A 20846-nucleotide genomic window follows, 5' to 3' on the forward strand; every position below is an offset into this window, starting at 1 on the left:
GATTTGGAGCATATAAACGGAAAAAATCCCCTTATTTTTAAGGAATTATGGGTATTCCCAAACTAGCCGGAATTTTTCCGTTTATTTTTCAAACATAGTGAAATCAACATTCAGTTATAACAGAGCCATAACTTAAGACGCCATCATGCCAAGCAGGTTCTTAGGAGATTGTGATTCAAATGCCAAAACATCTCGACCATTGACAAACAACAACAGATCATCACGATTCAACCTCCACTATCTATTCAGTTACCTGAAAGTTAATAGTGTAGGCTTGTTCCCAATCATCAAAAGGTAAAATGTTGAGTTCAGATATTCCTGGTTGAACGCCAATAATCGTTGTTTGCTTATCCATATTCCAAGTGATGGGCCCGGAGCTAATCATAAGTTCATCATAAAAATTATTTTTATCCAGGGAATCTGTTCGTTGGATGACAATTTCTTCTCCCACTTTCAATGAAATGGTGGCGCCTTCCTCATAAGAGGCTGTGATTGTTCCATCTTCATGGAAGGCATATTCTAGCATAAGTGGGCCGGCTCCTTCTTCATTTTCATTTATCTCAGCCGTTGGTACCAAATCTTCCGGTATGTCAAAGATAACATTTCCACTTGCGGCGGTAAGTCCATCTACGCCATCTGTAAATTCACCTTTCACTAAATAGACCTTTGTTTCGCTTTTAACCTCGTTCCTTGATTGATCATAACCGATTGTTGCGTTCATGGTAATAGTCCCTAAGTAAGCTAAGCCATTCGCTTGAATGAACTTTTTGATTTCATCTTCCGTAAAGTTAACAGCTTCTTCCGGTGCTGAGGTTAGGGTGACTTTATCAATTAACCATTGACCGTTTTCCTTAATGGCTGTGATATAAAAATTATCCGCAAATTCATTATAATTTGCGCCGTAGATGAGCGGTTCCACAAGTGATTTAACCGTTACTTTTGTTGGTGTGTTTTCAATTATCTCAAATCTTGTATCATAATTTGGATGTGGCAGCCCTTCTCCACTTGTGGCAATAATGGTCTCCAGAAAGTCCTTATGTTCGTTCATATAGTTCCTTGATACGAGAGTAGAAATTTCCTCTTCATATTCCCGGTTATATGTATTGATAAGTTTTGCATCATAGTGAAGCCGTTCTGTTAGAAACGTGTAGCTTGTTTCCAGCCATTCAAAATATTGATCCATTACAGAGCGAATTTCGGAATCGGTTAAGAGTGCCTCAGTTGAAGAAGGCTTTTCTTTCTTGTCCTGTTTTTCTTCAGGAGCTTTTGTAATGGTTTCTTCTACTGTTTTGCTCATAAAGAATTGATAAGCCCCGTATGTTGCACCACCTATGCAGAATAATGCTAATAAGGGAAATAGCAGTTTTACTATTCGTTTCATCATTCCAAATCTCCTTAATTGACTGGTGCCAAATTCTCTTCAAATTGTTGAAAGTAGGCCTCGGATTCTTCGAGACTAACTTTATCTTCTTTTATAAGTTCGGTCTTTCCTGTAGCGAAGTCCGTAATTTTATAGGTATACAGTTCATAATAGAGCTCAACATCGGCATTATTGTACCAAGCAGTAAGAAAGGTATCTTCGCTGAGTGGATATACATGGTCACCACTGTAAAAAAATCCGCTGCTGTTGCCATCTGTGTCTTTTACTTCAACGATTTTTTCATCATGGATATAGAATAATTTACTAGAGTATGAATTCGAAGATTCTGTTTGTTTGACGACAATAAAATTAGGCTTGCTTCCGATGACTCTCCCGCTATTACGTTCCATGTTGAAAAGCCAATCGCCAATTTTTTCGGATTGCTTGATATCATCGACACGGAACTCATAAGAACCTTCGCGAATTAAATCAAACTCATTCGCACCGGCCCAAGTCATGTCTGAAGGATAGCTCTTCTCTTCAATGGGAACGATGTCAACCTTGTGCTTGCCACCAGCAGTGTCTAACACTTCATCCCAATGATAGACTGGCTCTTTCGCTGCTGTTTGGTTACTAATAAACTCTTGAAGTCCTCTTAGTTGGACAAGGGCCTCTTTATTTTGATTCTCTACATAAATGAGTCCAACCTCTTTTGCGTAATAAGCAGTACGGCCATCGCTTGATTTAACCCGGACAACATCCGCAAATTTACCAGCGGAAGTAGTATAGTAATCTAGTAAAGCTACAATCTCATAGTTCATACACTCATTCTCTTTATTGCATTGCTGCCACGTTTGACCGAGCTCAATTGGATAACGTAAGGCAGGGGATTCACTTAGACCATCTCCTATCATCAAACCATCTTTTTCCTCAATCATAATGGTTTCTTTGGTCGATCCATCTCCCATGGACTGATTCCAAATTTGTTCATTCGCGTTCTCACTTTTAATGGTTTCAACGACAAAGGTGTCATCACTATATTCATATGTATAGGTTTTTGTCGGGTCACGCAAAAAAGACGCATCCTGAAACTCATTTAGAATCTTCTGTTGAGGCTGTTCTTCTTCTATTTGTTCCTTAATGATTACATCATTATCACTGCAAGCGGACAGTAACAGGAGGAAAACGAATAAGATGAAGTTCCTTCCTTTTCTCATTTTAGTTCGACCCCTTTGTAAAAATATTCTAAAAAACATCTTAACAGGTATAGGGAAGAAAGACTAGATTAATAGAGTGAGTGATGACTAAAAAAGCAAGAGAATTATGATTTCAATCGCTTGAATTAGACCGTTCTGTTCAAACTTTCGTCACATTTTACCAAAAAAATGTTATAATATGGTGCTAAAGGCGGGAATTCACTAGAATTTTTCGGAGGAAATGAACGGATGAAATACAGGGCCATAACAATCAGTCTATTAAGCGTTATTATATTCTTTCTTGCAATAAGTTCTTATCTACTAGTAAGTGCAACCAATAGTGCTCCAACTGTCATCTATCTTCCCTCTTCAGCCGTGGAATCTCCTGCTCTTCAAGATTCATCACCTAAACAGGAGATGGAATCCGCAAAGCAAGGTAATTCACTCATTTCATGGGAAGGAAAATGGAGTCGAAATAGTCAATCTTCTCCGGGGACGTTAACGATAACAGACGAAACGGCAGCAGGTTTTTCTTTCAACTTAATGAGCCTGAGTGGAGTCAACGTTGGGGAATTGGCGGGAACTGCAACGGTTCATGGTGAGCGGGCAACTGGCAAGCTTTCGGAGGAATTTGAATCGGAGGAAGAAGAATGTACCGTTTGGTTTACGAACAAGCAAAATGAGATTGAAATTGAAAAGGTGACGCCTTCCTGTTATAACTGGGCAGGAATGGGTGTGGATTTTACTGGTAAATATAAACAGGGAGATGCGGAACCTGTTCAAAGGACTTTAGTAGGAAGTGTGTTTGCTTCAGCTGATGATGACGCAAGATTTCGAGTGTTAGTGGGGGAAGATTATTCTCTCTTTACGGATAATTTCATGTTTATATCCGATGAAGAAAACTTGGATCATTTTGGTGCGACAGTAAAAGCTGGTTACATTCGTGGCTTGGCACCCATTAACTATGGAATCATTATGTACGATGATACCTATATATGGGCAGCCGTATCCCATCTGCCAAATGAGAACGAAATCCAGTTGAATTATTATAGCAACCACCCGGATTATCGTGATAAGTTGCCAGTGACGATGGAGAACTATGTCAAAGGTAATTATGATACGTTAATTTTGAAATCAAAATAAAGGGTTCACTTTTTAGAAAGGATTTAGAATATGGAAAAGTTAAACATTCAGTTTGAGGAAATTGAGACTCATGATCTTGAGCAAGAAGCTCAAACGAAGGTACTTCATGAGCAGGCAGAAAGTGAAGATGTTCCACAACCCATTCGTCTCCGTAGAACCGTTACGGTCGCTGCGCTTGCAGGGTTTGGAGCTTTTATTGTAATGGGAATCCTTTCATTCTTGTTAAAAAAACCGCTATTACCTTTAATGAAATCCTTATATAGCGAAATGCTTGCAGATGTCCTCCCAAAGGATGGGGAGGAACTTCAGACCATTATTGAAGGACTTGACTGGAATCATATTTTCTTGGCTTTCTATCAGCAATTTGGTTCCATTATGCTGCAAAGTACTCCCCAAGGAGATATGTTTACAGAGGGAGGGGAGATAAGCAACCTATTCGTTCACTATCAATTAGGTGTCGGTTTCCTCCTTATTGTTCCATTTGCTGTGCTTTATATCACTTATCATCTAAGTAAAAAATGGCTGGATCAAGACAAAAATACAAATCGATTATTTATCTTTTTAACAAGTCTCGTAAATTCCTTTTTACTTGCGGTAATGGGACTATTCAGTCGTCAAACAGCGCCCTCAGCGTTTAAAGGAGCAGATTACCAATTTTCCTATTCATATGTAGCAATCCTTGCCTTTTCATTTATTACGAGTGTGCTATTTTTATATCTTCTTATTTTGAGACAGGAGCGAAAATGGAAAAAAGGAATCAGTTATCATGTCAATGCATTTTCCGAAGCCTTGAAAGTAACAATCCAAATGGTGGTTTTGACTTATCTCGTTTTGTTTATTGGTGCATTTATAGGTGTAAATAAAGATGCCATTGATGAGGATTCGCTATACTTTGGATTATTATTTGCGCCTCTGTTCCTAGGAGTTTTGTTATTTAGTCCTTTGAATATTATTTCAGATGAGTCAGGAGTGCAGGAGTTCCTAACCTATTCTTTATCAAATGGTGTTTATTTAGAGAACGAGCGTACTTTTGATGGGATGGTTGAAGTTTTTACATACGTTGACAATACGCTGGTTCTGAAAATAGTGTTTTATCTGCTAATCGTCTATTTCTTTTCTATCTGTGTCCGTAAAGGATATTTGATTACAAAATATACAAACAAGAACCCGATGAACGAATTGATCATTTTTGCAAGCAGCCTTGCTGTGATTCTCACAATGGTTATGTATTTATTTCATTATGATCTTTACGTTTCAAGCAAGGTATTCACCTATGCACATGATTATATTGAAATGAAAATCAACGTAGAGGAAATTCCTGTCCTTCTTCATTCGTTTGTAATTGGCAGTTGTTGTTCTATTGTTGGGGCGGCTATTTATATGTGGAAATTCCGACGCAGACAGGAGGGATGATAATGTCGAGGGTAGCAATAGGTGTGCTAATGTTGCTGATCTTAACAGGCTGTTCAAGTTTTAATGTCTATAAAAGTGATAAAAATACCTATGAACAAAATGATTTAATGAGAGCTGTCTATTATCAGGATCTCAATAAAGTAAAAGAACTCGCTCAAGATTCGTCGTTGCTTCATGAAAGAGACGTGCGAGGAGCCAATATACTCCATTATGTGGCCAAGTACGGAACTGCTGAAATGGCTAAACTATTGATGGAGCTTGATACGAAACCGTTGTTAACGGAGAAGGCGGGAGCGAGGAATAAAACGCCCCTGCAGGAGGCAGTGGTTGAAGGGAATGATGGGGTAGCGAAAGTATTCTATCAAGCTACTCCGGCAGATAGTAAAAATCAAGTTGATGATGAGGGGCGTACCTTGCTTCATTTAGCTCTTGTGGGAGAGCAGGGATGGCTGGTAACGAAATTGTTGCAACAAGGGATGAATCCGAATAGTCAAGATGATGACGGAAATACTCCGATGCTCTCGTTGTTGTATTGTTTAGAGGACAATATCTGTGATTCCAATCATTCGAGTACGAAGAACTCTACCCGTGAAATGATTGATTTTGGATTGAATCCGTATCTTGAAAATTACGAAGGGAAGTCTGTCATGTCGATCCTTGAGGAGTATCGTGGTGCCGACCTCCTATTTTCAGGTTCAAATGAGAAGGATAATAATTTAGCTCGAGCTGCCTTATTTATCCGAACACAGCTAAGGGAATTTAATTAAAAAGAGGTACAAAAAATGGAGTTCATGTTAACGATATCGGTTATCATTCTTTATCTAGTGTTTTTTTTCATCTGCCTTGTCTGCTTTGATCGCTATTTTTTTCAAAAAAATATAGGAATCTTATCCTACTTTTATATTCTAGTTTATAGCATGTTTATTCCTATGACCCATACGGTTTTTTTCACAGGATCAGCCATCATCATGTTTAATGCTTTCTATGGATCCGTTCCATTTTCATGGACCGTTCCGGTGCTTTGTATTTTAGCTGCACTGATACTTGGAATTGTGCCAACAAGTCTTTCTGGTAAGACAAAAGGGCTTAATGCCTGTCTAGTCATTACACCGACTGTATTATTCGTAGCTGGGGTGTTTGTTATGGTCCTAGATCCTTGGTGGAATCAGCAACTTTCAAAGCATCTTCATCCGTCGTTCCCGTCTTTGGGATTATTACTGTTAATCAGTAATGGATCCATGCTGTTGAGTCATCTTAGTTGGATTTTATTTGGTCAAAAATTAGGTCTTATTCGAGGAGGGGCAGGGCATGCCAAGGTCAAGTAAAATATTTCGCTTATTTGTCAGCTCTACCTTTACCGATTTAAAGCACGAGCGAACCGCATTGCAACGATATGTTTTTCCGCGTTTGAAGGAATTATGTGAACAGTATGGAACAAAGTTTCAGGCGATTGATTTGCGCTGGGGGGTTCCTACAGAGGCTCAGCTTGACCATCGAACCATGGATATTTGTATCAATGAGCTCCGCCGTTGTAAGGAGCTTTCTCCTAAACCCAATTTTTTAATTCTCTTAGGAAACCGGTACGGCTGGCGGCCTGTTCCTAATAAGATTGAGAAGCATGAATTTGAAATGATTTTAGAGTGGCTGAAGAACCACGATTTGTCTGGTTATAACCTATTCCAAGAGTGGTATCAAGAAGATCGTAATCAATTGCCTTCTGCTTACCGTTTATTGCCTCGAATGGGAAAATACGAAGAGGTTGAAGTTTGGGAGGGCATTGAGGGCAAGCTGCGGTCCATTTTTGATGAAGTCGTCGAGCAGCTTCCGTTTTCAGATGAACAAAAAGATCACTATTTGTTGTCGGCAACTGAACACGAGATTCGGGAAGGGGCCTTTAAGCAAGAAGACGCTGCGGACCACGTATTTGCGTTTTTTCGTGAATTCAACCATCCACCCGAAACCTCTCATGCACGGGACTTCATTGATTACACAGAAAATGGCACGGTGGATGAGGTGAACCAAGATCGTCTTGCTCAGCTAAAGCGAGACATTGAAGAATTTCTGCCACAAGAAAATATTCGTTCTCATCGTGTTGATTGGGCTGGTGATGATATTGATGTGAGTTACTTACCAGACTTTTATCAAGATGTGCTGACCAAATTAGAAGGTGTCATTAAAAGGGAATGTGAAGAAATATTAGAAATTCCTGTTGCGATGAAAGAGAAGGATATTCATGAGCAGTTTTCGAAAACGCACTCGCAATTCTTTATTGGCAGGGAAGAACAATTCCTGCAAGTCGAACAAAAGCTGGAGCAATCGTTGAATCCAATGATCATTTCCGGAGAGTCTGGAGTTGGAAAAACGGCTTTTGCAGCCGCACTGGCTAACAATTTAAAAGAGAATGGTTCGATGGCACACCTTGTGCAGCGTTATATTGGGGCGTCCTCTTTTGGATTAAATTCCTTCGAATTGCTGCAATCTATCTTGGTTGAGCTGGAGCCAGAACGTGCAGTAGAAATTTTTGAAATGCGTACCATCGATGAGTTAGAAGATGAGTTGCTGGCCATAGTGGAAAAAGCCTCATCTGCAGAACCAATTGTGATTGTGTTGGATGGGCTAGACCAATTACAGGACCGGCGAATTTTGTCCTCTTTGTTTGTAAAAGAGTTACCTAAGTACGTCACCATCATTGGAACAGTAGCAAAGGATAGCATTTTCTATTCCGCTATGAAGAGAACCTTTTCGGAAAATCATTTCATTGAGATTGTACATATGAGCAGGCATGAAGGGAAGGAACTGCTTCGTTATTGGCTTAAACAAGAGCGTCGAACCCTGCAGCATGAACAGGAGCAACTTGTGCTGCAGTCGTTTGAAAAGAGCCCCTTGCCTCTCTATTTAAAGCTGGCATTTGAAGAGGTGAAGTTGTGGACCTCATTTCAAGAGACGCGACCACTTCTCCCCAGCATTGATGGAATATTAGAGCAGTTCTTTGAGCGATTGTCTCATCCATCCAACCATGGATCTGTTTTGATCAACCATGTGTTCGGCCTATTGGCAGCATCAAGGAACGGCTTAGAAGAGGCTGAGCTACTGAACTTGTTATCGGAAAGTACGGATGTCATGGAGGATTTTTACAAAAAGGCAAAGCATGAGTATCTCGGGAAAAACTTGCCTGTTGTCATTTGGGCACGCTTGTTTAATGATCTTGAGCCCTATTTGATGGAGCGAAATGAGAATGGTTCCTATATCTATAGTTTTTACCACCGTCAAATTGGTCGAAAAATTAAAGAGACCTATTTAAAGCAAGTTTTTCATAAAAAAATCGGTGACTATTTTCAAGATATGCCGAATTTTTTGGATGGAGAGGAAAATAAGATTCCAAATCATCGGAAGGCATTCGAACTTCCACTCCAATTGTATCATTCAGGATATAATCGACAGATGGAAAGCTTGTTAACAGATTTCAACTTCCTCCAGTCAAAGATTCAAACCAAACTTTCTCATGATTTACTGCGAGACTATGAAAATCTGAAAAACTTGCAAGCAGATTCAAAGAATTCCACAGAGTATACAGATGATTTTTCGCGCTTTTGTCAAATTCGGCATAGCTTACTTGTGCAGTTCCCAGACCAAATTTTACCGTTTGCGATCAGAATGCCTGAAGGTTCAAAGGTATTTCTTGAGGCAAAACGCTGGTATGAAGAGAGAAAAATCCCATACCTTCTATCCAATCAAGGTCAAGATCTTGATTTAGATTATTATCAACATACCTTTCAATTGCCTGATATTGATTTATCCTTTTGTAAATGGCACCCAAATGGCCGGCATTTGTTAACGATTCATGACGATATTATTAAAATTTGGGATATCCATACAGGGGAAGAAGTTATTCAGCATTATCCTGGAATTGGGGCGATTAAACAGGTTGTTTTTTCTGAGGGGGAAGATTTCCTAGCGCTTTCCAGTCAACATAAACTGAGTATCTTGGAATCATCTACATTTAGGCTTGTTTACGAGACACAGGTAGAGGAGACCATTTTAAATCTAGCTTGGAGACCGAATGGTGAAGACCTAGCCTTTGGCACAGAAGAAGGGATGGTTGGAATCCTTCATTTGCCATCTCAAGAGAAAGTGACTTTTTGGCCCATTGATCAGAATGTTCTTCAATTAGCTTGGAGACGTGATGGGGATGAACTTGCAATCTGGTATCAGGCAAATTTTAGTTCGGATTATCGAAAAATTGTGATCTGGGATGTTCAAAACGAGACTGAAAAGAAAGTGCTGCGCTCGAAATATCAACTCCAGCCAGGTACCTCACGCTATCATTACATGTGCTATGACGAGATGGGCTTCTTATGGACTAGTGAAAGCACTGGCATTATGGTTTGGAATGTAGAACGGGGCGTAAGGGAAGATAGTACCATTGGTTTAGATATCGGCCGGCATTATTTTTACCATTCTCATATTCTTTCTGTTTTAGATAAAGGCGACATCTTTATTTGGGAAGGACAATCAGGATATGGCAAGCTTCGACTTGCCTTGCCGCCATCCGAAACCTTGCTGACAATTGATTTTAAGGACGGTCTCCTTGCTACTATTACCGTTGACGGAAAGGTAACAATTTGGGATCTTCGTAAGCTGGATGAAAAGAGCAGAATTAGTGATCAGGTTAGTTGGGCCTATAACCATCCATTATGGGTATTTGCCCACTATGCACAATGGCTGAACACATTGTTTGGAGCCTTTAATGTACTCATACCACGTAGAAAAGCCTTATCCAAGCAGGTAGAAGACATCTTTGCTGCCAAACAGGTTAATACCCAATTTATCGATTCGCTGATTATTTCTAGTTCGCTTTCTTCCTCAAAATCTTATTTAGCGACAGGGCACCTAGGCCAATATATGCAGATTCATAATCTCAAAGATGACTCTATCATTAAATATCAGCCATTTAAATCAGGGAATATCCGTTTTTGTGAGTTATCTGCAGATGAAAAATTAGCAGCATTTGGGACAAAAGATCAAGTTTGGGTTGTGAATATTCGCAACGGTAATGTTAAAAAGACGTTTACATCCAGCAGTGAAATCATTACCGCAAGTTGGTCAAATAACGGACAAGTGATTTCGATTGCACACTCCGATGGATTGATTGATTTACTAAATCTGCATGTAAATGATGGGAAAAGCTTACATCTTGAAGTAGATTCTGACAGTGCGGGTCAAATTCTTATGAAGTGGAGCCCGGATGGTCGATTCTTGTCTATTTGCATCGGGAATCAATTTTATGTCTATCAGGTAACGGTTACAAGTGGAAAATTAGTGGAGAAATTACTAGCCAAGGGAAGCTTAAATCAACAGGTGGAAAATCATGAATGGAGCCATGATAGTAAACAAATTGCCTTTTTAGGGATGCAGTTTGAAATTATTGTTGTTCAGGTCCATTCGAAGCAAGTCGTCCAACAACTGGAATGCTTCTCAACCAGCATATCCGAAGCCCTTTCAGCCTACTTACACGATATTGTATTACTGCCACATGAGAAGATTGCTAGTTTAGAAGACATGGCCAAACAAGAAAGCGAGCATGCAAATCTGCAAAGGATTCAACGGTTTGGCCAAGTATTGGGTGCGAATTCCCTGCTGGCTTGGGATGAAACAGGAAATTATCTAGCTGTGGGGCTGGGCAACTGGCTAAAGGTTTTCATGCTTATAGAAGGTAAAGAAACAGCGCTTTTTTATACTAATGAACCGATGATTAGTTTGTTCTGGAACGGAGAGAAATTACAGACAATTGAAGGAAATACGATGAAAAGGAAGGAATACTATTTTCCGCAGAAAAAAGAAGGGGCCAGCTAAAAGCTCCCTTCTTCTCCTTTTGTTAGGAATTCATTTTCATAGAATGGCCCAGATTCAGTTGGAACCTCAATGGAAACAATTCGCTTTGATTTTGGAAACAGATCCATGATGAGGGTATTGCCAATCTCACCTTTTAATTTTTCTAGTGTAAAGGTATAGTCGTGTTTTGAATCAAAGTAGGCAGTTTGGTAGACTTGATGATTGGTATCAATGAGTTGAATCCCATATCGGTGCATGTTACCGTGAGCATCATATGGAATTTGACCATATAAACTGTTATCGATTGGACCAAAGAATTTCTCTTCGATGGGGATAACCTCAGCTAACGTACTTTTCGTTTGAACGGGAAGGTCATCTTGGAACGCTGTGAAATATTGCTTCATCATCATTAAGCCGAACAGGCTTGAAAAAATAAGAAGCATGGTTAAAACACCAATCCAAAGTATATGTATGATGTTGCTAGGTGCTTTTTCATGCCATAAATTATTAAGAAGCCGGCTGATAAATAGGCAAATGAGGAAAATGGCAAAGTATGCTAGGAACTTCCCTTCAAAATAAAGCTGATATTCTGTATGCGGCTTAAAAAATAGGAAAAGCGCAAACCCGAAAATGGGGAATGCAACAACAAAGGTTAACATCAGAATATTTATAAAACGAAAATAATAGTTGAAATAGTACATAAGTCCACCCCAAAAAGATAATCTATCATTATCGTAAAACAAATGAAGCAATAGGTAAAGAGAGTTAGGGGCGTTTAAACTTGAGATTTCTATCTTTATTGATTAATTCTATTTTTATAGTAATAGGATTTGTTTTTCTTGCCATGATCGTTGGTGATTTCGGATTCCAGACCGTGCTTAATTTTCTTCTTGCCATGGCCATCTTATATGGATTATTCCGTCTGAAAAATTTTTATTTCGGTAAAAAATTTGTACGGATGCAGTACATTAAACGGGCAAAAAAGGGTCAACAAACTCATTTTTTGTTGAGAGGTCTGAGTATTACAGGCTTCATTGCGGGAGTAGTACTGTTTATTTTAGGTGGAACAAATTATGTTGTATCGGGTATTGGATTCTATCTATTGTTATTTTCCATTGTCTTGGGTGTTTTTTTGTTTAAGCGCTGAAGATTAGCGAGAGAAGCAGCTAGTAAGCTAAGAGAAATGATACCTGCTGATTTATTTACAAAGAGACTTAGAGGAGAAAGGGTGGGGGGAATGACGTATAAACCAGAGCCGATTGTGACAACGGAAATTGAGTTGCCCGTAGAAATCTTGGGACTCAAGGAGGAATTAGCTAGAAATATTCATGAAGTCTGGGCATCACAAAGAATAGAACAAGGATGGATCTATGGACCAGAGCGGAACGATCGGAAAAAAACGCATCCGAATCTCGTTCCATATGAGAAGTTAACAGAAGAAGATAAAGATTATGATCGGAATACCGCAATGGAGACGTTAAAAATGATTTTATCATTAGGATTTAAAATTGAAAAAAACATTCGAAAGGAATAAGGAAAAGTGAAAAAATACATTTATACTCATGCCACTGTCCTTATCTATAGTTTATATACCCTGATAATGGTTGCTCTTTTATGGGGATTTCATCTAAAAGAAGGGACTCCCAATTACGTCTTAGCAACGATCATTACAATCGTCCTATGCGGATATTGGTTTATCTTTTATTACCGTATCCTTAAGAAAAACCGTATACAGGTTTTATTATTTATTGTTGCGGTCACGACAGGAGTTTACGGTTTTAAATTTCAGGCAATCGAAGAGTATTCATTAACAAATGCATTGTATTCAACCTTTCGTCTGTTCTTATTAGATGTAGACCCTGTTTTCTCAAAATCAGCCAGTAAATTTACAACCTACCCTCTAGCCATTGAGATTTCGCGCTGGACGGCGGCTGCCTACACGATTTCAACTTTATTTTCATTAATATATTTGTTTTTCAATCAATCTCTCAAATTAGCTTTATATAGGATCTTCGGAAATCATATCGTTATTTCTGGTTATCATAAAAAAAGCAAAGTGTTGATCGAGAACCTGCGCAAACAACAGAAAAAGGTTGTTTTAATTGTAGAAGAAATCTCTGAATCGCAAATGACATATTTACGAGAGTTAGGAGTTATTTTACTGATTGGAAAACAAGGAAGCACCTCTTTATATAAGAAATGCAAACTATCAAGTGCAGAGTATTTTATTATTTTTCATGAAGAAGATTCGAAGAATTTAAATGAAATACTCTCATTAAATGTGTTCGTCAAGGAAACGGGTGTATCACTGAGTCTAAAACAGGTTATCGTACATCTAGGTTATCACCAATCATATGAGCTGTTTGAAGAAATCGAAACAGATCTCTCCTTAAAAACAAACCGAGCGGACTATCTTCCTGTTAAACCATTTAATCTACAAAAATTAGTGGCAGAAAAACTATTTAATGAATATCCGCTTCATGAGGGTTATGAAGAACGACTTCGGAGTCCAAACGGAGAAGCATTACATTTGTTAATTATTGGATTTGGTCAAACCGGACAACATTTGGCTGTTCAGGCAATAGAACGGGCACATTATATAAATTCTGCACAAATCAAAATAACGATCCTGGATAAACATGCTGAGAAAGTAAAAAAAGACTGGTATGATAACTATCCAAAAAGTAAAAGGGTTGCGGATTTAACGTTTCATACGATCGATATCGAAACAGATTCGATTGATGATTATGTCCTTGCGAAAGAAGCGGGCTACACGCATATTTTTGTTTGTTTAAAAGATGATTTTGAAGATCTTAAAGCAGGCATACAGCTTGGTAAAACGATTCCTCACCTTCCGATTTACTTGAAATTAAGTGAAAAGGCCCAAATAAGTCACTGGCTGCACACAAACACAGAGAAGTTTAATAAGCTTTATCTTTTTGGAAACTATGAGGAAGCATTGACTTATGATTATGTTGTCAATGACCAATTAGAGAATCGCGCAAAAAATATTCATGAAGCTTATAAAACGAGCAAGGAAGTAGGGTCGAAAAAGAAACAAGGAACGTGGGACCAACTTTCAACCTTCTTAAAAGAATCCAATCGGAATCAGCTCAATCATGCTGAAGTAAAACTTATGCTTATGGGATTAAAGGCAGTTGCAGCAGATGAAATAGCGAAGAGCGGTCAGAAAGCCTTAACAGCAAAAGAGTACCTAGCAGTAGCGCAGGAACAGCTTGCGTTACTAGGGGCTGCTGAACATCAACGTTGGAATGCTTTCCATTTTCTAAGAGGCTGGGACACTCTTGAAGAAATTGCTGATGGGAAAACAAAAGACCCAGACAAAAGGCTTCATGCTTGTTTGGTCACCTATGATGACTTGAAGAAAATCGAAGAAATAACAGGCGAAGATTATCAAAAGTATGACTGCGATGTCGTGTTGGAGCTTTATCAAACCATGCAGATGGGTAGATATGGGATTGTAAAAGAATAATGGAAAGATCAAGGGGATGGTTCTTGTGGTCCAAAAAACATTAAAATGAACCCTGAGAACCGTCCCTCTGGCGTTTTCCTAAGAATGGCTATAATAGTACTATTTTGTATTTTAAGGAGAGAATAAACTTGCAGGAAATTATTACGACAACACCCCTCGCAGAGAGGTTTGAATTCGCTTTTAATCGAATACATAAATGTTTATTAAAAATGGTACGAAATGCTAGAAGTGATGGATTTAAAGACTTATTGAATCATGGCGGAAGTCATGCGATTATCCGAACCTACAGACGGGATTTATCTCAATATGCAAAGCTGCGCAACTCTATTGTCCATGAGAAAGTGAAGTCAAAGTTCTATATAGCAGAGCCTCATGAGGAAATTGTTTTACATATTGAAAAGATTGCCATGCTTTTTGAGCAGCCTATGAATGCTCTGGAAATAGCAAGTAAACCAGTTCTATATTACAAAGAGGAAACACCATTAAAGGATGTCATGAAAGTAGTTGACAAGTTATCATGCACGACATTTCCTATCTATGATTCTTCAGGTTATAAATGGCTACTTACTTCCGAAGGGATTATTCGTTGGTTATCGAAGCAGCCTTTAACGGGAATAAACATTGAGAATACCCCAGTCCGTGATATTTTTCGTTACGAAAAACATCATGAGGTTGTTTATGTAAATCAAAATGTTGATATCTATCATGTCGAAGAATTGTTCGAGGATTACCATTTGGCGCATAAAAAATTAGAAGCTGTTGTTATTACTGAAAATGGTAATATGTCTGAAAGGCCATTAGGGATTATTACTTCTTGGGATTTGGTGGAAATTGATGCGATGGAGCAGGAGTCGGAATGATTAGGGTGGTGCCTGTCACCACCCGGTTTTTTTCGAAGGTTGATAGTTTAATGGCTGTGTTAAAGGTTATGGTTGATTTTAAGAATTTTAAGAATGTGCAAATAGACGGAGGAATTCCGCTAAATTAATAATTTCCATTAAAAAAGGCTCAAATAAACGGAGAGATTCCGCCTATTGGCTTGAGAATTTCAAAAATGAGAGGTTTTGCTTTACATAACCGGAAAACCTCCGCTTAACTATCCCCAAACAGGCTCCATTCTGCATTTATCCGGAAAGTCTCCGTTTATTTTACTTAGGCTGGTTTCTGAGGCGCAAACCAACAGCATTATATAACACATCCAAAATAAAAAATAGCCCAATCCTATATAGATTGAGCTGTTCCTACATTATTTGTTTAATACTAATCGGTTGAATTGTTCCACTGTCTCAAAGTAATATTTTGATTCCAATTTCATTTGTTCTTTGATTTCGGGAATAGTGTGAGACCATCCAGCTGCCGCAAAATCAACATTACAACTCCTTGCCATCTCCAATCCAGGCTTTAGGTCATCCACCATGAGTGCTTCGGTTTCATGTAGATTAAAGCGTTTCAAGATTTCCTTTATTGGATATGGATGTGGTTTTCTTTGATGTTCAGGGAGCTCCCAACCAAAGACTGCGTCTGGCAAGAACCCGCAATGGATAGAATAATCTCTTTCAATTCGACTTCTCTCAGAATGGGAAACAACCGTCACAATTCCACCTCGTCTTTTAAACTCTTGGATGGTTTCAGTAAACATTTCATAAAAGTCTGGTACAGTTAATTCCGTATATTTTTTCCACACCTCTTGTTGATGTTGTTGCTCTGCGTTTGTAAATTTTATAATATCTTTACATAAAGAAGAAAAACCTGGATTAAAACAGTATTTAACAAACTCTTCGAGGTGAATAGGTTCCTCATTTGGCCGTAAATTTTTAAGAGCTTCTACAAATGATGGATAATGTATATCTGGAGTGCTTTTTACAGCTGTATCATCGTGATCTAAGATTAAACATTTATATTTTAAAGTCATTTAATATCCCCCAATATGAACCTCTAGTATTTTGATATTCTACCATAATTTCTCTAAAATTATTAAAAGCCTTCTTATATATTAAACAGTATTTATTTGATTCAGATTTGCAGGTAAAAATTACAATTTATAACGTTTACGATAACGTACGGAACTCGCTTTCATAATTTGATTTCTTTTCCTTCAACTTTCTTATTGCCCCTGATTTCCACTGCTTAACGGCTGAAACTGAAACCTTCTCTCTTTCCGCTAATTCCTTAATGGATAGTTGGACGATAGACATAGCCATTACCCATTTCGCTTCTTTTTCCGTTAGACCATTACAATAATCTTTAATGGTTTCCGTCTCAAGATAAAGAGATTCCTGCCCCTCAATCGTTTCCCAGTATTCCTCCTTTGGATGGATAAGTCTTTCATTAACTTGGTTGTTTTTCGACATTTGCGTTAACATTTTTCCTTTGATGTAGGTGTAAGCGTAATTTGAAAAGCTGCCTTTTCTTTCATCAAAGGACTGACTAGCTTCCCAAAGTCCAATTAACCCCGTCTGATAGAATTCATCTTCATTTTTATAGATGTGCAGGGTTTGAATAATCTTATGAATCATGGGCTGAAACTGTACAACTAACTCGTCAAAGCTCTCCACTGGTAAGATCCTTCAGGCAGCGCGCTTCCGATTTATTCCTAGGTAGCTCTACCTTAATCGATTCACGGGAAACCTTCGAATCAGGGAAAAATGAATTTAACAGTAAAAAATAGATTTAACGGGTAAAATTCTATTCAATTTGGAACAAACAACACTTTAATAGGATTTGTTTTTTGAAAAGGATATGAGTTAAGGAAATCAAGAATAGTAGCATATGGAAAGTTCAAGAATTTGAAATTTTTCGTTGTGCAGGAGGTTTTTTCGACAATAATTTCCCCTGAAAAACAGGTTAAGGGGCTTTATAAAAGGGTTTTTCGCACTCTTAATCAAACGTTTAATTAGTAGAGTTGGTATTAACTAATCGTTTGATTGAAATCGCATTAGAGGTTGTCAAATCAGGGTTTAATCGACACTTTAAAGGAGAATATTGTCGAGAAGATGATCTAATAATTACTTCAAGAATTTTTTAAAAAACAGGAAAAGAGATACGAGATCTTTTCCTGTTTTGTCATTTTATTTATTTTTGTGTTTTACCTAATATATCCGTTTCCTTGATTATACTCAAAAACGCATCTACTACTGCAGGATCAAACTGTGTTCCTTTATTTTGGCGAATCTCATTCAGAACAAAATTCAAATCCAATTCATTTCTATAAACACGTCTGGAAATCATCGCATCAAACGCATCCGCAACACCGACAATCCGAGCAGATAACGGGATTTCGCTGCCTTTTAATCCTTTTGGATAGCCTTTTCCGTCATATCTTTCATGATGATATAAAACAATATCTAAAACACCATTTTTCTTAAAACCATCAACATGATCAAGTATGTTATATCCAATTACTGGATGTGTCTTTATTACCTTATATTCTTCTGGAGTTAATTTTCCTGACTTGGTCAAGATATGTTCAGGAATACCAATCTTTCCAATGTCATGCAATAACCCCCCTGTACGAATAACATTGCACAGGTCTTTAGAAAGATTCATCTTCTCAGATATTTTAACAGCGTATTTTGAAACATTATCAGAATGGCCAGAGGTATAAGGATCTCTGGAATCTAAAGCGTTAATAAGGGATACTGTTAAATCTAAAACATTCTTTTTAACTTTTTGAATATAAAGCATTGTACCTGCGGAAATATACGTAATTAAAAAGTAAATAAATAAGTAAATAAAAAAAACACTTTCTTCTGCTTTTGGTACAAAGTAAAACCTTAAAATAACTACTAATACAGTGAAAGTGAACAAAAAAACGGGTTTATTATAATATCCCATACCTAAAAAAATAACCGATACGATATAAAACATGAAGAAATTATCATTTTGAGGAAAAACAATGCTGAGAAATAAAATTAATGATAAAAATATAAAAAACCCATAACGAAAGTAAATATAATTTCCTATTTTATCAACTAACTTATCTTTCATCTCATCTTCCCTTTTATTCAATTTATTGAAGAAATGTAAATTAATTTCCTTCAAAAGATACCATACTTTTTCCCGATAAATCCTAATTTCAAACTAGAGAGTTTTTTCAGATTAATTAACCTTAACAAAGGTAAACAATGAATAGGTTATTTTCCATCTTTATTTGCAAATAAATTTATAATCAGAAAGACATAATAACATAATCAATTGAAAATCCATGTAATAAGGTGTGGTTATTCTGTCTTCTAAAAACCATCGGTTATTTAATATGGCAATAATACTAATTTCTTGGCTTACAGTACCTCTATTAGGGCTGCATAATATCAAAAAATTTTTACCTTCATCATTAGCAGCTGTCATATTGTGTAGTTTAGATGCTCTGATTGGGAAGAGGCGCAGATGGTGGCGCTTTTATAATAAACCACATTCTTTTCTTAAGAACGAAATGCCTTTCCTCATCGGACCAATGTTAGTGTTATCTCTATGGTTGTTAAAATGGTCATATGGAAATTTTAAGAAGTTTCTTATGTTAAATGCCTTTGGGGATATAATTTTTGTTTATCCATTCTCAAGATTATTTAAAAAAGTAAGACTGTATAGACTCGAAAAATTCAACGAGTTTCAGTTCTTTTTATACTTTTTTTACAAGGCTTTTTTCTTATATGGATGCCAATATCTCTTCGAAAAATACAAAAATCCTTCAACTTAACAAGAGCTTTGATTTCTAGAAAAGAGGCCTTCGGTGCTTTTTTATTTTGGTAAAAGGGGATATAAATGGTGAAAGCATGGAACCTGCTATATGCAGTGGATCATGCTTCTAATCAATGAACTAAATTATAAATAAATGAAGCGAGTGCTAACAATAGTGCTCCAATAAAAAAACAAGCAATAAAGATTAGAAAAAACGAGTTTTCTGATTTTCTTAGATTATCTTTATAGATTTTTTGAATTTGTCGTTGTTTTAAATCAAATGGACCTTTCTTTGGCATTATTAATTCGCCACCTTAATTATTTATCAAATTAGACTAAAAAATTTGAAAAAGGTTTCTAATTTTCAAAAAATTAAAAGGGAGGAAAGCAAAAAACTTTTTATGCACTTAACAAAATATCTTTATTTTTTATTCATAATTTTGACCTTACCACGGGACATCTTCATTCATAGTTTATGGTAAAGAAATTTGTAAAGAAGTGCACGTAAGTTAACGGGTAGTTTGTTCCTCGGGTTAATTGTGATCTTCCATTTTCCTGAATAGAATATCATTACTTATTTTCTTTTCATCCTGGTTTGTCAATGTGAGTACTGCTGCCTTCCCGTCACTGGGAGATCCGTCTGAAAAATACATAGGAAATAGTGAAAAACAGGATATAAAATGAGAAATAGGTAAACTGAGACAAAAAAACTGACTTATCTAGAATCCCTTGAGAGCGGAAAACCTCCGTTTAAATTCCCCGAACGAAGCTCTATTCGTAGTCTAAGCGGAAAACCTCCATTTTATTTAAATATCACTTGTTACTTCAATAAAGCCATAAGATTTCTATGTTTCATTTTAGAAAAAAGAGTAATAGAATAAGAGGGTTATATAAGAATTTTTATCCATACTTTTCACAAAAACTGACAATTTTCACATATTTCGTTTGAGAAAACTAGCAAATTATGTTATCTTTTATAGATACATAAATATAAAATAGAGGGTGAAGAGATGAATTTTAAATCAACTTTGAAAAAGGGGTCTGTGATTGCAGCACTTAGTTTGGGTTTAACTGCATTTGCTGCGGTTCCAAGTAATGATGTTTTAGCAGCAGGAAATACAGATTCTCAAGCACAGAAATTGGTAGATTCTTTAAAGGCATTAAATATTGCAGAGGTAGATTATTTATATGCTTACTTGCAATCTATTACGTTAAGTGACGCCGAGTATAAAGGAATTCTTGACAATACTCAAAAGGTGAGCCAGATCTTAAAGGGTGCAGCGAATCCAGAAGATCTTCCAAATGCACAAAAGGTAGAAGTAGCACGTTTATTCTTAGAGAGCGTGAAACTAGCACACCTACAAGCAGCTATTACAGATGAAAAAGGGAATCCAATTGACATCACAACGTATAAGGCTGGATCTTCCACACTTGTCATTCAATTAAAGGATCTAAATGGTAACGTACTTGCAGTCGTGAATCCGAAGAAGGAAGATTTAAATCTAACTGTTATTCAATCGAAATTGAATGCATTAAAAAATGCTGTACAAGCTAAAAAACAATTAGATAAAAAAGGGACATTCGTTCCAATGCCAAATGCTCCACTTCCTAACACAGACAGCAACACCGTAGATTACATGGCACTAGGCGGATTATTAATTCTATTAGGCGGAGTTGCGGCTGTTCCGGCGGTACGTTTGGTACGCAAATCCGAAATCGAAGCATAAGAAAC

General features: G+C 37.3%; 18 protein-coding genes. 11 read left to right on the plus strand and 7 right to left on the minus strand.

Translation table 11 applies throughout. From position 1 onward, the window contains the following. Positions 1-241: 241 nt before the first annotated feature. Positions 242-1384: a hypothetical protein gene (locus BANA01_RS21230; RefSeq protein ID WP_063254631.1), complete on the minus strand. Its 1143-nt coding sequence runs from the start codon at positions 1382-1384 to the stop codon at positions 242-244. Between the two features lie 11 nt (positions 1385-1395). Beyond that, positions 1396-2577: a hypothetical protein gene (locus BANA01_RS21235; RefSeq protein WP_063254632.1), complete on the minus strand. Its 1182-nt coding sequence runs from the start codon at positions 2575-2577 to the stop codon at positions 1396-1398. 228 nt (positions 2578-2805) lie between these two features. Here BANA01_RS21235 and BANA01_RS21240 point away from each other — a divergent pair, with 228 nt between their 5' ends. Genes BANA01_RS21240 through BANA01_RS21260 form a run of 5 tightly spaced genes read left to right on the plus strand, consistent with a single transcriptional unit; the run spans position 2806 to position 10965 of the window. Beyond that, positions 2806-3699, plus strand: a complete 894-nt coding sequence (locus tag BANA01_RS21240; RefSeq protein WP_063254633.1) for a hypothetical protein — start codon at positions 2806-2808, stop codon at positions 3697-3699. A gap of 30 nt (positions 3700-3729) precedes the next feature. Next, positions 3730-5112 carry a hypothetical protein gene (locus BANA01_RS21245; protein ID WP_063254634.1) on the plus strand — a complete coding sequence of 461 codons (1383 nt, stop codon included), beginning with the start codon at positions 3730-3732 and terminating at the stop codon, positions 5110-5112. Positions 5113-5114: 2 nt separating this feature from the next. Further along, positions 5115-5879 carry an ankyrin repeat domain-containing protein gene (locus tag BANA01_RS21250; RefSeq protein WP_063254635.1) on the plus strand — a complete coding sequence of 255 codons (765 nt, stop codon included), beginning with the start codon at positions 5115-5117 and terminating at the stop codon, positions 5877-5879. A 15-nt stretch (positions 5880-5894) separates the two neighbouring features. Beyond that, positions 5895-6437, plus strand: coding sequence for a hypothetical protein (locus BANA01_RS21255; protein ID WP_063254636.1), 543 nt, complete (start codon positions 5895-5897; stop codon positions 6435-6437). Continuing rightward, a complete protein-coding gene (locus BANA01_RS21260) occupies positions 6421-10965 on the plus strand; it encodes a WD40 domain-containing protein (protein ID WP_063254637.1) in 4545 nt (1514 codons plus the stop codon). Before BANA01_RS21255 ends, BANA01_RS21260 begins: the two co-directional genes overlap by 17 nt. Here BANA01_RS21260 and BANA01_RS21265 read toward each other — a convergent pair. Beyond that, a complete protein-coding gene (locus BANA01_RS21265; protein ID WP_063254638.1) occupies positions 10962-11645 on the minus strand; it encodes a hypothetical protein in 684 nt (227 codons plus the stop codon). The genes BANA01_RS21260 and BANA01_RS21265 overlap by 4 nt on opposite strands. Before the next feature lie 80 nt (positions 11646-11725). Here BANA01_RS21265 and BANA01_RS21270 point away from each other — a divergent pair, with 80 nt between their 5' ends. The 5 genes from BANA01_RS21270 to BANA01_RS30675 all read left to right on the plus strand — a co-directional run bounded on the left by BANA01_RS21270 (position 11726) and on the right by BANA01_RS30675 (position 15425). Beyond that, the gene (locus tag BANA01_RS21270) at positions 11726-12091 is read left to right on the plus strand and encodes a hypothetical protein (RefSeq protein WP_063254639.1); all 366 of its coding nucleotides are present in this window, start codon (positions 11726-11728) and stop codon (positions 12089-12091) included. Positions 12092-12181: 90 nt separating this feature from the next. After that, positions 12182-12478, plus strand: coding sequence for a RyR domain-containing protein (locus BANA01_RS21275; protein ID WP_063254651.1), 297 nt, complete (start codon positions 12182-12184; stop codon positions 12476-12478). 6 nt (positions 12479-12484) lie between these two features. Next, positions 12485-14437, plus strand: coding sequence for an NAD-binding protein (locus BANA01_RS21280; protein WP_063254640.1), 1953 nt, complete (start codon positions 12485-12487; stop codon positions 14435-14437). 128 nt (positions 14438-14565) lie between these two features. Next, positions 14566-15297 carry a CBS domain-containing protein gene (locus BANA01_RS21285; RefSeq protein ID WP_235847198.1) on the plus strand — a complete coding sequence of 244 codons (732 nt, stop codon included), beginning with the start codon at positions 14566-14568 and terminating at the stop codon, positions 15295-15297. Beyond that, on the plus strand, positions 15294-15425 hold the full coding sequence (locus BANA01_RS30675) for a hypothetical protein (protein ID WP_268875105.1): 132 nt from the start codon (positions 15294-15296) through the stop codon (positions 15423-15425). The genes BANA01_RS21285 and BANA01_RS30675 overlap by 4 nt, the downstream gene beginning before the upstream one ends. A gap of 258 nt (positions 15426-15683) precedes the next feature. Here the strand turns inward: BANA01_RS30675 and BANA01_RS21290 are convergent, their stop codons facing one another. The 4 genes from BANA01_RS21290 to BANA01_RS29635 form a co-directional block, all read right to left on the minus strand. Continuing rightward, a complete protein-coding gene (locus BANA01_RS21290) occupies positions 15684-16349 on the minus strand; it encodes an HAD family hydrolase (protein ID WP_063254641.1) in 666 nt (221 codons plus the stop codon). A gap of 136 nt (positions 16350-16485) precedes the next feature. Continuing rightward, a complete protein-coding gene (locus BANA01_RS21295; protein ID WP_063254642.1) occupies positions 16486-16992 on the minus strand; it encodes a sigma-70 family RNA polymerase sigma factor in 507 nt (168 codons plus the stop codon). Between the two features lie 517 nt (positions 16993-17509). Beyond that, a complete protein-coding gene (locus tag BANA01_RS21300; RefSeq protein WP_063254643.1) occupies positions 17510-18424 on the minus strand; it encodes an HD-GYP domain-containing protein in 915 nt (304 codons plus the stop codon). Positions 18425-19245: 821 nt separating this feature from the next. Beyond that, a complete protein-coding gene (locus tag BANA01_RS29635) occupies positions 19246-19413 on the minus strand; it encodes a hypothetical protein (protein WP_157411848.1) in 168 nt (55 codons plus the stop codon). 711 nt (positions 19414-20124) lie between these two features. Between BANA01_RS29635 and BANA01_RS21310 the strand changes: the two genes are divergently transcribed. Continuing rightward, positions 20125-20841 carry a hypothetical protein gene (locus BANA01_RS21310; RefSeq protein ID WP_063254644.1) on the plus strand — a complete coding sequence of 239 codons (717 nt, stop codon included), beginning with the start codon at positions 20125-20127 and terminating at the stop codon, positions 20839-20841. Positions 20842-20846 lie beyond the last annotated feature (5 nt).

Origin of the sequence: Neobacillus niacini NBRC 15566 (assembly GCF_001591505.1) — a bacterium.
Taxonomy (GTDB): domain Bacteria; phylum Bacillota; class Bacilli; order Bacillales; family Cytobacillaceae; genus Neobacillus; species Neobacillus niacini.

Excerpts from the sequence above, each read along its gene's own strand:
- BANA01_RS21230 (WP_063254631.1), bottom strand. The coding sequence starts at position 1,384 with ATGATGAAACGAATAGTAAAACTGCTATTTCCCTTATTAGCATTATTC.
- BANA01_RS21235 (WP_063254632.1), bottom strand. The coding sequence starts at position 2,577 with ATGAGAAAAGGAAGGAACTTCATCTTATTCGTTTTCCTCCTGTTACTG.
- BANA01_RS21240 (WP_063254633.1), top strand. The coding sequence starts at position 2,806 with ATGAAATACAGGGCCATAACAATCAGTCTATTAAGCGTTATTATATTC.
- BANA01_RS21245 (WP_063254634.1), top strand. The coding sequence starts at position 3,730 with ATGGAAAAGTTAAACATTCAGTTTGAGGAAATTGAGACTCATGATCTT.
- BANA01_RS21250 (WP_063254635.1), top strand. The coding sequence starts at position 5,115 with ATGTCGAGGGTAGCAATAGGTGTGCTAATGTTGCTGATCTTAACAGGC.
- BANA01_RS21255 (WP_063254636.1), top strand. The coding sequence starts at position 5,895 with ATGGAGTTCATGTTAACGATATCGGTTATCATTCTTTATCTAGTGTTT.
- BANA01_RS21260 (WP_063254637.1), top strand. The coding sequence starts at position 6,421 with ATGCCAAGGTCAAGTAAAATATTTCGCTTATTTGTCAGCTCTACCTTT.
- BANA01_RS21265 (WP_063254638.1), bottom strand. The coding sequence starts at position 11,645 with ATGTACTATTTCAACTATTATTTTCGTTTTATAAATATTCTGATGTTA.
- BANA01_RS21275 (WP_063254651.1), top strand. The coding sequence starts at position 12,182 with ATGACGTATAAACCAGAGCCGATTGTGACAACGGAAATTGAGTTGCCC.
- BANA01_RS30675 (WP_268875105.1), top strand. The coding sequence starts at position 15,294 with ATGATTAGGGTGGTGCCTGTCACCACCCGGTTTTTTTCGAAGGTTGAT.
- BANA01_RS21290 (WP_063254641.1), bottom strand. The coding sequence starts at position 16,349 with ATGACTTTAAAATATAAATGTTTAATCTTAGATCACGATGATACAGCT.
- BANA01_RS21300 (WP_063254643.1), bottom strand. The coding sequence starts at position 18,424 with ATGAAAGATAAGTTAGTTGATAAAATAGGAAATTATATTTACTTTCGT.
- BANA01_RS29635 (WP_157411848.1), bottom strand. The coding sequence starts at position 19,413 with ATGCCAAAGAAAGGTCCATTTGATTTAAAACAACGACAAATTCAAAAA.
- BANA01_RS21310 (WP_063254644.1), top strand. The coding sequence starts at position 20,125 with ATGAATTTTAAATCAACTTTGAAAAAGGGGTCTGTGATTGCAGCACTT.